Source organism: Gordonia jacobaea, assembly GCF_001186365.1.
GTDB lineage: Bacteria > Actinomycetota > Actinomycetes > Mycobacteriales > Mycobacteriaceae > Gordonia > Gordonia jacobaea.
The window spans coordinates 12,473-23,907 of the sequence record NZ_LDTZ01000021.1 but is presented as its reverse complement, the minus strand read 5'-3'; the positions used below and the strand labels follow the sequence as shown (position 1 = coordinate 23,907).

Genomic DNA, 11,435 nt, shown 5'->3' with positions numbered 1-11,435 from the left:
TCACACTAGCTGTCGTTACCCTTGGCCGTATGACGTCGGATACACCGGCGGTCCACCGCACCGCCACGCGCTCACGCTTCTGGTGGGTTCGGTGGGTGCTGGTGGCGGTCGTGGTGGTCGTCCTGGCGGTCGAGATCGTGCTGATCTGGCCGAAACTCGAAGAGGCCGCGCACCGAATCGGTGATCTCGATTGGGTGTGGCTCGTCGCGTGCATCGTCGCCGCATTGCTCTCGATGGACAGCTTTGCGCAGGTACAGCGTGCGCTGCTGCGCTCGGCGGGTGTCCGTGTGTCCGAGTGGAAGTCGCTGTCGGTGGTGCTGGCCGCGAACTCGGTCAGCCAGACGCTGCCGGGCGGTCAGGTGCTCGCGCCTGCCTTTACCTACCGCGAGACCCGAAAATGGGGTGCCACGCCCGTCATCGCGTCGTGGCAGGTCGTCATGTCCGGACTGCTCGCGGGTGTGGGGCTCGCGGTGCTCGGCTTCGGGGGCGCACTGCTCGCGGGCGCCAAGACCAGCCCGTTCTCTGTGGTCTTCTCCGCGGTCGGATTCATCGCGGTGGCTGTCGTGCTGCAGTACCTCGCCAGCCATCCGGAGTCGTTGCAGTCGACCGGCGAACGTGTACTCGGCTGGATCAACCAGGTACGCAGCAAGCCGGCCGATCACGGGGTGGCGCGGCTGCTGGAGACACTCGAACAGCTGCGGGCCGTCCAGCTCACGCGCCGCGACACCAGCGTCGCCTTCGCGTGGAGCTTGTTCAACTGGATCGCCGACGTCGCATGTCTGATGTTCGCGTGCTGGGCGGTCGGGGCTCATCCGAGCATCTCCGGCCTGATGGTCGCCTACGCGGCGGGCAAGGCGGTCGGTACGGCCATCCCGCTGCTACCCGGAGGCATCGGTGTGGTCGACGCCGTGCTCGTCCCGGCGCTGACCAGTGCGGGGATGCCTGCCGCCGACGCGCTGACAGCGGTGCTCGTCTACCGCATCATCAGCTATGTGTTCATCGCCTTGATCGGGTGGATCGTCGTGTTCTTCCTGTTCCGGTCGCGTATCCGAACCGACGATTCGATCGGCGAGGAGATCGATCGCGACGTCGAGTCGGGCGACTTCGACCCGGCCGCGAATCCCGGGCAGAAGGAGTTGGGGCCCGAGCCGCCCCCCTCATGAAAACCCCACCCCGCGACCCGCAGCACGTCGTCGACGGTGGGTGGCGCTACCGTGGATACCCATGTCGAAGTCTGACGTGAGCGATCCGACCAGCAGTCGGCACTCGACGACGTTTCCGCTGGCCGCGGCAGCGCTCTGCGACGCCGTCGCCGTCGTCGTGTTCGTACTGATCGGCAGGGCGAATCACCACGACGGCTTCGCGCTGATCGGAGTGTTGCAGACCCTGTGGCCGTTCCTGGTCGCCACCGCCGCGGGCTGGTCGATTGCCTACGTCTACGCGCACGTCCGGTCGAGTGAATGGTTCGGCAGCGACTTCCGGCCGGCCCGCATCATCCCGTCAGGTCTGGTGATCTGGATCTGCACCGTCGCGATCGGCATGGTGCTGCGCTACCTGCTGCACCAGGGCGTCGCTCTGAGCTTCATCATCGTCGCGACCATCGCGCTCGGCCTGTTCATGCTCGGCTGGCGCGCGGTCGTCGCCTACGCGATGCGGAAGTACTTCTGAGCGACCTGTAGCGCAGCGGTCCCCGACTTCTCACCCTCGGTGTAGATCACGATGACCTTGCCGCCCTGAATGCCGACGAACCAGCCCGGACCCTGCGGTCCGTTGGTTCCGACCAGCGCTTTCAGGCCGGGCGCGCGGGTCAGGTCACTGGCGTCGCCGGTCTTGGCCGTTGTCGTCATGGCCGCGAGGATCGGTGCGCTCACCGACTTGTCGATCGCGCCGAGCGAACCTCCGTCGACCTTGGTCGGCGCTCCCGAGATGACTGCGGGAGCAACCGAGCTCTGATCCCCCGCATCAGCGCGTGCCATCGACACACCGAGCGCGGCCATGTTCAGCATGGTCGCCGTCGCCGACTGTGGTCGATAGTCGATGGTCGCGACACCTGGCTTCGGTGTCGTCGGCGTCGACGCTCCGGGAACCGTGAAGGTGACGCCGAGCCCCAGCCTGTCGAGCGCCGTGTCCGACGACTCCTTGTTCGACGACTGCTTCTGCGACGTGGCCTTGTCGACGGCCGAGAAGACGGGATCGAGTGTCGCGCCGACCGGATACGCCTGGTCGACGCTGTTGCCGCGCTCGGCCGCGTAGTCGTTCTGCGCAAGCCCGAGAATCCGGCCCGACCCGGCGTCGAGCGCCATGATGGTCGCGGGTTGCCCGACCTCGACGGCCGCGTCACCGAGGGTCAACTGCACCTGCTGGTTGATCGACGTCGCCACGTCGGGACCAGGAGGCCCCTGCTCACCCGCGAGCTTGCGCGGCGCGAGACCGGGGCCGACCATCTGGACCTGCCATCCGGCCGTCGCGTCGCGGATCGCCTGCCAGTAGTTGGTCAGTGCCGGTTCCAGAGGCGACGAGAGTCGACGGTCGGCCATGACGAGCATGCCGGTCTTGTTCACCGAGACTCCGGGAACCGCAGCAGGATCGCTGGTCATTACACCCATGTCGGGATCGCGCAGGGTCACCGCGACGATCGGCTTGTCCGGTGTCGCCGCGAGCTTCGCGTTGATCACCTCGGGTGTGATCAGCGGCGCGATCGGCGCCAGCGTCCGCGAGAGGGCGCGCACCGACGCTTGCAGATCCTTGGTCTTGGCCGGGTCGAGAATGATCTCGTTGACCGGCGCCAACACCATGAACGGCTTGCCGGACACGCTGTTGACCGTCGGGGCCGGCCGCGCATCGGTCCGGATCTCACGGAGGTTGCCGCCGACGGGCAACCCCTGGGCCAGGAGAGCGGGATCCCACGTGATCTTCCAGCCGGAACTCAGGTGCCGAGCAGTGCCCGACGTCGCCGACTCGAACGAGCGGTCCTTGTCCCACCGCCAGGTGGTCTTCAGATTGAACGACGCGGTGCCGTCGCTGTACTCCTCCGGCTTGTCGACGTCTACGTCGATCGATTGAGGGTTCATCGCGGTAACGGTCTGCGTCAGGGCATCCGCCGCCTGTCCGGGGGCGGTGGTGAACGACGCTGCTGCGGCGGCGTCTTTCCTGCTCAGTGCGCTGGCGAACTCGCTGACCGCCGCCGCGGCACCGGTATCTGGACCGCTCGTGACCATTCGCCAGGTGACGAAACCACCGGCACCGACGAGGACTACGCAGGCAACAAGAGCTACCCACCGCAAGCAATACTTCATAGTCCCATTCTTCACTTTAGTCACACGAGTAACACCATCAACCTGCTTGCGGTCGGAACTCGGACTAGTCACGATCTCGTCTCGGCCCCCGTCAATCTCACGGTCGGCCGTGCGATCGGGGGCGTCGGCCAGGGACTTCGCGGTGGCCGAGTCGATGAGTTTCTCGCCGTCGGAATCGTCGTCTCGCGGACCGGAGTCGACGAGGAGGTCTGAACCCTCAGCCACGCCGGAGTCAACCTCTGCTGCAGCGCGGTGGCGGCCTGAACTCCGCGTCAGAGCCGATGCCCATAATGGGTCATGGTCTTCACGGTGCTCCGGGCCGAAGTCCGGGAGGTGACGTCGACCGATTGGTTGACCTCCCGTCACTCGTTCTCATTCGGCGATCATTACGATCCATCAAACACCCATCATGGACTTCTCATTGCATGCAATGAAGAAGTTTTACTACCCGGACATGGATTCGATGCCCACCATCATTCGGATTCCGAAATCGTCACGTGGGTGGTCTCCGGCACGTTGGTGCACACGGACTCCGCAGGTCACACCGGCGTCGTCTATCCCGGTCTCGCCCAACGAATGAGCGCCGGCTCCGGCATCGACCACACCGAACGCAACGACCCGTGGCCTGACCTGCACGAATCGGGTTCCGAACCGGTCCACTACATACAGATGTGGCTGGTACCCGACGAGTACGGCATCACGCCGTCGTACGAGCAGCGCGACATCTCCGCAGCACTCGCCGGGGGCGATCTCGTCGCCGTGGCGTCGGGCGACCCATCGGTCGATGCCGCGATCACGATCAGCAACCGCGCCGCGACGCTTTTCGCCGTCCGTATCGCACCGGGCTCCTCAGTCAGCATCCCCGACGCCCGGTTCACCCATGTCCTCGTCGTCGACGGCCGGGCCGTGCTGTCCACAACAGATCAGGCCGCCGAAGTCACCCTCACGGCAGGCGACGCTGCGCGCGGCGTCGACACCTCCGGGGCCACGCTGCAGACGGACGCGGGAGATGGACCCGCCGAGATTCTGATCTGGGCCATGGACAAAGCACTCGGAGAGCCGTAACTCAACTGAAGGTAGCCGGGCGGCGTGACAGGATGGATGCCGTGACTGCTGCGAAGACCGATTCCCTTCCCTCCGGCATCGACCTCGAGTGGGTCGACGACGCCGTCCGCGTTCAGGACGACCTGTTCGCCCACGTCAACGGCAAGTGGCTCGACACCCACGAGATCCCCGACGACCGCTCCGTCGACGGAGCGTTCCACGTGTTGCGTGACCGCGCGGAGGAGAACGTCCGCGACATCATCACCGTATGCGCCAAGGCCGATCCGCCCAGCGGTTCCGACGCCCAGAAGATCGGCGATCTCTTCGGATCGTTCATGGACACCGACCACATCGAGGCACTCGGGATCGGTCCGATCCGCGGTGAGATCGAAGCCATCGAAGCGGTCGCGTCGACCGACGAACTCTCCGGCCGCATCGGTCGCCTACAGCGCCACGGCGTCGGCGGACTCTTCGGTTTCTACGTCGACACCGACGCCAAGCAGTCCGATCGATACCTGGTGCACGTGGTGCAATCAGGCCTCGGACTGCCCGACGAGTCGTACTACCGCGACGACAACCACGCGGAAACCCGTGAGGCATACCGCGATCACGTATCGCGGATGTTCGCGCTCGCAGGCTACGACGACGCCGACCAGCGCGCGACCACCGTCCTCAACCTCGAGACCGCCATCGCGGGCCATCACTGGGACGTGGTTCGACGACGCGACGCCGACCTCACCTACAACCTCTTCTCGCTCGGCGAGTTCGATTCGCTCGCTTCGGGTTTCAACCTCCACGAGTGGTTCGGCGGCCTCGGTACCGTCGGAGACGTCACCTTCGCGGAGGTCGTGGTCAGTCAGCCGTCGTTCATCGACGACGTCACCACCCTGTTCGCCGAGTCGCCGCTCGAGCACTGGAAGACGTGGCTGACCTGGCGGCTGCTGCATTCGGCCGCGTCGTACCTGTCGTCGGAGTTCGTCGATGAGAACTTCGCTTTCTACGGCCGCACCCTCACCGGAGCCGAGACCATCCGCGACCGCTGGAAGCGCGGCGTCGGATTCGTCGAGGGCGCAATGGGATTCGCCGTCGGCAAGCTCTACGTCGAGGAGCACTTCCCACCCGAGGCAAAGGCCCGGATGGACGAGCTGATCGCCAACCTCGTTGCGGCGTACCGCCAGAACATCTCCGACCTCCCCTGGATGACGCCGTCGACCCGTGAGCGCGCGTTGGTCAAGCTCGAGAAGTTCACCCCCAAGATCGGCTACCCCGCGCAGTGGCGCGATTACAGCGCACTGTCGGTCGACCGTGGCGATCTCATCGGAAACTACGCGCGCGCAGCATCATTCGAGAACGAGCGCGAGTTCTCGAAGATCGGTTCGCCGGTCGACCGCGACGAGTGGTTCATGACGCCGCAGACGGTGAACGCCTACTACAACCCCGGCATGAACGAGATCGTTTTTCCCGCAGCGATTCTGCAGCCGCCGTTCTTCGATCCCGACGCCGACGACGCCGCAAACTACGGCGGGATCGGCGCGGTTATCGGCCACGAGATCGGACACGGATTCGACGACCAGGGCGCCAAGTACGACGGCGACGGCAATCTCGTCGACTGGTGGAGCGATGCCGACCGCACCGAATTCTCCAAGCGCACAAAGGCATTGATCGAGCAGTACGGCGATTTCACCCCCGAGGGACTCGACGACAAGTACAAGGTCAACGGCGAGTTCACCATCGGTGAGAACATCGGCGACCTCGGCGGACTGTCGATCGCACTCGTCGCCTACCGCCTCGCCACCGAGGGCACCGAGCCCCCGGTCATCGACGAATTGACCGGCATCCAGCGTGTGTTCTACAGCTGGGCCCAGATCTGGCGCACCAAGACCCGCGACGCCGAAGCGATCCGTCGACTCTCCATCGATCCCCACTCTCCGCCCGAATTCCGTTGCAACGGCGTGGTTCGCAACATCGACGCCTTCTACGACGCGTTCGACGTCGCCGAGGGCGACGAGTTGTTCCTGCCCGATGTGGACCGTGTCCGCATCTGGTAAGTCCCCGAGTTCCGGCGGCAACTCGGCGATCAGTGGCCCACGCCTCGCGAGCGCACTTCTGCGTCCGGCGCTCGCGGGGTTGGTGTTGCTCGTCGGCTATTTCCTGCTGCCGATCAACCAGGACAACGACGCCAAGTTCATCGGCCTTGTCGTGGGGGCACTGCTGCTGACCGCGTTCTGCGGCTGGGAGATTCGACATTTCATCCGGTCGCCGTATCCGGTCGCCACAGCCGTCGAGATGATCGCGGCACTCGCGACGTTCTATATCGTCGCCTTCGCCACCACGTACTTCCTGCTCTCCGAGTACGGCACCGACAGCTTCAATCTCCGACTCACGCGAGTCGACGCGCTCTACTTCAGCCTGACGGTGTTCACGACCACCGGCTTCGGCGACATCGCGGCGGCGTCGCAACCAGCGCGCATCTTCGTGTCGATCCAGATGGCGAGCAGCTTCGCCCTGATCGGCCTCGGCATCCGCCTTGTCACGCTGCTCGTCTCGTCGAAGCGCTCGTCCGACTGAGCTGTCTCGTCCAGCTGAGCCGGTCGGGCACCCTGACTCAGCCAGGCATTTCGGGCAGCGTGCCAAGATAGACGGCATGGCCACCCCGCAGCGGACCGCGTCGTCGACCTCCCGTCTCCGCTGGCTCATCCCGGCACTCGGCATTCTCGCCTGGATCGTCGTCGGCTCGTTCACCGGACCGTTCGCGGGCAAGCTCGCGTCGGTCTCGACCAACGACAACACCGCGTTCCTGCCGGCCTCGGCCGAGTCGACCCGCGTCAACGACGAACTCGCGAAGTTTCAGGACACCAGCTACATCCCCGCGATCGTTGTCGCCGAACGTTCGTCGGGATTCACCGACGCCGACGCGACCTATCTGACCGACACCATCACGCCGCTCGCCGGGACCGAGGGATTCGGGAAGGCATTCTCACCGGCGATCCGCTCCGCCGACGGCAAGGCAGCCGAACTCATCGTGCCGATCTCGACTGCGGGCGAGCCTGCCGACACCGTCGAGAAGCTGCGCGATCTCCTGGCGAATCCACCCAACGGGCTGAGCGTCTACGTCACCGGTCCTGCCGGGCAGGTCGCCGACCTCGGCGAGGCCTTCGCGGGTATCGACGGCCTACTGCTACTCGTTGCGGGCGCGGTGGTGATCGTCATTCTCGTCATCGTCTACCGCAGTCCCATCCTCCCGTTTGTCGTCATCATCTCGGCGGTCTTCGCGCTCGGGCTCGCGTCCGGTGCCATCTACTTCTTGACCAAGCAGGGCGTTTTCGAGCTCAACGGTCAGAGCCAGGGCATTCTGTTCATCCTCGTGTTCGGCGCCGCAACCGACTACGCACTCCTCCTGGTGTCTCGCTTCCGTGAGGAGCTGACTCAGACAGCAGACAAGTATCAGGCGATCAAGGTTGCGTGGCGAGCGACGATCGAGCCGGTCGCGGCGTCGGCCGGCACGGTGATCCTCGGAGTGCTGTGCCTGCTGTTCTCCGACCTCAACTCCAATCGCAGCCTCGGCCCGGTTGCCGCGATCGGCATCGTGGCCTCGTTCCTGGCGTCGATGACCTTCCTGCCCGCGGTTCTCGCGCTCCTCGGCCGAACCGCATTCTGGCCCGTCCGACCCCACCTCGCCGAGTCGGGCACCGAGACCTCGACGCACCGCTTCTGGCACAGGATCGCCGAAAAGGTCGCTGCCAAACCCCGAGCCATCTGGGCATCCACCCTGATCGTGCTGCTCATCGGAGCCGCGTTCGCCCTGATGTTCCGCTCCGACGGCATCGCCCAGACCGACTTCTTCCTCGGCACCGTCGAGTCCGTCGAGGGCGCCGACGTCCAGGCGCGCCACTTCGACGCGGGCAGCGGCTCACCGACGTGGATCATCGTCGACGCCCCGCAGGCCCCGGCGGTCCTCGACGCCGTGAAGAGCGTCGACGGCGTCGCGCAGGCACAGGTCTACCCCGCGGGCCAGACACCGGTGGTTCGCGACAACCGCGTGGCCATCGAGGCGACGCTGACCGACAACGCCGACTCGCTCGCAGCGCAGGACACCGTCGTGCGCATCCGCGAGCGTGTCCATCCGATCGACAACGCAAACGCTGTCGTCGGCGGAACGACGGCCACCGACCTCGACACGCGCACCACCGCCGAACACGACCGCAATCTGATCATCCCGATCGTCCTGCTCGTGGTGCTCGCGGTGTTGATCCTGCTGCTACGCAGCATCGTCGCGCCGGTCATCCTGCTCGGCACCACTGTGCTGTCGTTCGCGACGACGCTCGGAGTCGCGGCGTTGCTCTTCAACGGACCGTTCGGTTTCCCGGGCGCAGACCCCGTCGTGCCGCTGTTCGCGTTCGTGTTCCTCGTCGCGCTTGGCATCGACTACAACATCTTCCTGATGACACGCGTACGCGAGGAATCGAAGACTCATGGCACGCGCCAGGGTGTGATCCGCGGGCTGACCGCGACCGGCGGCGTGATCACCTCGGCGGGTGTCGTGCTCGCCGCGACGTTCGCGTCGCTTGCCGTGATCCCGCTGCTGTTCCTCGCCCAGGTGGCGTTCCTCGTGGCGTTCGGCGTCCTGATCGACACGCTCATCGTGCGGACGCTGCTCGTACCCGCGCTGTCGATCGACATCGGGCGACGAATCTGGTGGCCGAGCGCGCTGTCGCGCAAGAGTGAGACCGCACAGGGTGAGACAACCCGGAAGGGGTCACCCCGGAGCGAGAACGCACTCGCGAACGGCGACGCAAGTGACGCGTGAGTAACCTGAGAGTTCGCGCAATCCAACCGGTCCGGTTCGATCGCGGCGCTAACGTCAGCATATGAGTTCCGAACGATCGTTGATCGGCGCGCCATGACGCTCGCCGACCGCCCATCCATCGCGCGTCAGGATTTCGCGTCACTGCGTCGCGGCGGCCTCAACTGGCAATCCCTACCGCTGCGTCTTTTCGTGAAGGGCAACGCTCGGTTCTGGGACCCCACGGCCATCGACATGTCCCGAGACGCCGCCGATTGGTACGAGCTCGACGCCGAACAACAGCGCAGCGCAACGTTTCTCGTCGCGCAGTTCGTCGCGGGCGAGGAGGCGGTGACCCAAGACATCCAGCCGTTCATGAAGGCGATGGCCGCGGAGGGACGGTTCGGCGACGAGATGTACCTGTCGCAGTTCTGCTTCGAAGAGGCCAAGCACACCGAGGTATTCCGCCTCTGGATGGACGCGATCGGCCTCACCGACGACCTGAACCCCTACGTCGCCGACAACCCCTACTACCGACAGCTCTTCTACGAGGAACTCCCCGAATCACTTCACCGCCTCGACAACGATCCGTCGCCGCTCAACCAGATCCGCGCCAGCGTCACCTACAACCACGTCATCGAGGGCTCACTCGCTCTGACCGGTTACTACGCCTGGCAGCGGATCTGCACCAGGCGCGGAATCCTGCCCGGCATGCAACGGATCATCAAGTTCATCGGCGACGACGAGCGTCGCCACATGGCGTGGGGCACCTTCACATGCCGTCGCCATGTCGCCGCGGACGACAGCCTGTGGGATGCGGTCGGCGTTCGGATGGGCGAACTGATGCCGCTCGCGCTCGGGATGATCGAGTGGGTCAACGCGCAGTTCGACGAGCCGCCGTTCGGAATCGACAACTCCGAGTTCCTCTCCTACGCCGCCGACCGCGCGCAGCGTCGACTCAGCGCCATTGAATCGGCGCGCGGCCGCCCCGTCGAGGAGATCGACTTCGACGTCTCGCCCGAACTGCTCGAAGAGCGCTTCGGCGAGGAGGACGCCGAATCCCTGGGTACCTGAGCTTCCCAACTCGTGACAAGAAACTAGAACACGTTCTAGTGTGGTCGTGTGGATGTCACCTACGACGAGACCAGACGCGAACTGAGCACCGACAACGGCGTGCTGCGCTATCACGAGGCAGGCGACCCCGACGCGCCGCCGCTGATCCTGCTTCACGGCTCCGGCCCCGGAGTGACGGGGTGGCGCAACTATCGCGGCAATCTCGGGGTCTTCGCCGAGACACACCACTGCTTCGTTCTGGAGTTCCCCGGTTTCGGTGTCAGCGATCCCTGGGAGGGCATGCCCGTTCTCACCGCGGGCAAGTCCGTGCTCGCGTTCATGGATGCGCTCGGGATCGCCACCGCACCGATGATCGGCAACTCGATGGGCGGCGTCGTCGGAGTCAATCTCGCGATCCGCAAACCAGACCGCGTCGAGAAGCTCGTCACCATCGGCGGCGTCGGGCCAAACCTGTTCAGCCCGAGCCCAAGTGAGGGACTGCGACTACTCCAAGAGTTCGCCGACGACCCCGACCGCGACAAGCTGGTCCGCTGGCTCCGCGCGATGGTCTACGACAAGGACCTCGTCACCGAGCAACTCATCTCCGAGCGGTGGGAGGCTGCAATGAATCCCGAAGCACTCGCCACCGGCCGCGCGATGTACGGCTCGGCGTCGTTCGAGATGCAACAGCAGTTCCTCGCAACCTCCGACGTCCCGCCCTACTGGGCGATGATGCACAAGATCTCCTGCCCCACACTGCTCACCTGGGGCCGCGACGACCGCGTGAGCCCACCCGACATGGCCCTCGCCCCAATGCGTCTCATCCCCAACGCCGAGCTGCACGTCTTCCCCCGCTGCGGACACTGGGTGATGATCGAGGCCAAAGAGGCATTCGAGTCGACGGTCACCGCGTTCCTCGCGCGCTGACGCGCCCCTCCCCCGCCTATAAAACCCGTTGCCCCCGCCCAACCCGCTCGCCAACCGCTGGTTGAGCCGGCGCGAGCTTGCGAGCACCGAAGTCGAAACCACCCCGCCCCGCCCCACCCGGCCCGTAAAACCCGTTGCCCCCGCCCGACCCGATCTGGCATCGTTACCTCTCGCACGAGAGAGCAGCCGATTCCGGGGTACCGTCGATCATGTTCTGCGCGTTGGACTCTCGAGCACCATTCACGGAAACGGCAGGGCTCTTACAGCCCGAGGTTCAACTCCTCACCAGACACCGCCCCCGGGAACCCAAGGTCGACGCCGGTCCTGCGGTC

Annotated in this window: 9 protein-coding genes; 8 read left to right on the top strand and 1 reads right to left on the bottom strand. The window is 65.5% G+C overall.

Annotated elements, in window-relative coordinates:
• Positions 1-29 precede the first annotated feature (29 nt).
• Positions 30-1,163: a lysylphosphatidylglycerol synthase transmembrane domain-containing protein gene (locus ABW18_RS17850; RefSeq protein WP_049700347.1), complete on the top strand. Its 1,134-nt coding sequence runs from the start codon at positions 30-32 to the stop codon at positions 1,161-1,163.
• Between the two features lie 61 nt (positions 1,164-1,224).
• Positions 1,225-1,668, top strand: a complete 444-nt coding sequence (locus tag ABW18_RS17845) for a DUF3054 domain-containing protein (RefSeq protein WP_049700346.1) — start codon at positions 1,225-1,227, stop codon at positions 1,666-1,668.
• Here ABW18_RS17845 and ABW18_RS17840 read toward each other — a convergent pair.
• The gene (locus tag ABW18_RS17840; RefSeq protein WP_083444453.1) at positions 1,644-3,296 is read right to left on the bottom strand and encodes an NTF2-like N-terminal transpeptidase domain-containing protein; all 1,653 of its coding nucleotides are present in this window, start codon (positions 3,294-3,296) and stop codon (positions 1,644-1,646) included. The two genes, ABW18_RS17845 and ABW18_RS17840, sit on opposite strands and share 25 nt — an antisense overlap.
• A gap of 297 nt (positions 3,297-3,593) precedes the next feature.
• Between ABW18_RS17840 and ABW18_RS17835 the strand changes: the two genes are divergently transcribed.
• The 6 genes from ABW18_RS17835 (at position 3,594) to ABW18_RS17810 (ending at position 11,103) form a co-directional block, all read left to right on the top strand.
• The gene (locus tag ABW18_RS17835) at positions 3,594-4,361 is read left to right on the top strand and encodes a pirin family protein (protein ID WP_049700345.1); all 768 of its coding nucleotides are present in this window, start codon (positions 3,594-3,596) and stop codon (positions 4,359-4,361) included.
• A 32-nt stretch (positions 4,362-4,393) separates the two neighbouring features.
• Positions 4,394-6,388 carry a M13 family metallopeptidase gene (locus ABW18_RS17830; protein ID WP_049700344.1) on the top strand — a complete coding sequence of 665 codons (1,995 nt, stop codon included), beginning with the start codon at positions 4,394-4,396 and terminating at the stop codon, positions 6,386-6,388.
• Entirely contained in the window at positions 6,363-6,908 is a 546-nt protein-coding gene (locus ABW18_RS17825; RefSeq protein WP_049700343.1) for a potassium channel family protein, read from the top strand. The genes ABW18_RS17830 and ABW18_RS17825 overlap by 26 nt, the downstream gene beginning before the upstream one ends.
• Positions 6,909-6,984: 76 nt before the next feature.
• Positions 6,985-9,147 carry an MMPL family transporter gene (locus ABW18_RS17820; RefSeq protein ID WP_049700342.1) on the top strand — a complete coding sequence of 721 codons (2,163 nt, stop codon included), beginning with the start codon at positions 6,985-6,987 and terminating at the stop codon, positions 9,145-9,147.
• Positions 9,148-9,240: 93 nt separating this feature from the next.
• The gene (locus ABW18_RS17815; protein ID WP_049700341.1) at positions 9,241-10,197 is read left to right on the top strand and encodes a R2-like ligand-binding oxidase; all 957 of its coding nucleotides are present in this window, start codon (positions 9,241-9,243) and stop codon (positions 10,195-10,197) included.
• A 48-nt stretch (positions 10,198-10,245) separates the two neighbouring features.
• Positions 10,246-11,103, top strand: a complete 858-nt coding sequence (locus ABW18_RS17810; RefSeq protein ID WP_049700340.1) for an alpha/beta fold hydrolase — start codon at positions 10,246-10,248, stop codon at positions 11,101-11,103.
• The last annotated feature ends 332 nt before the right edge of the window (positions 11,104-11,435 follow it).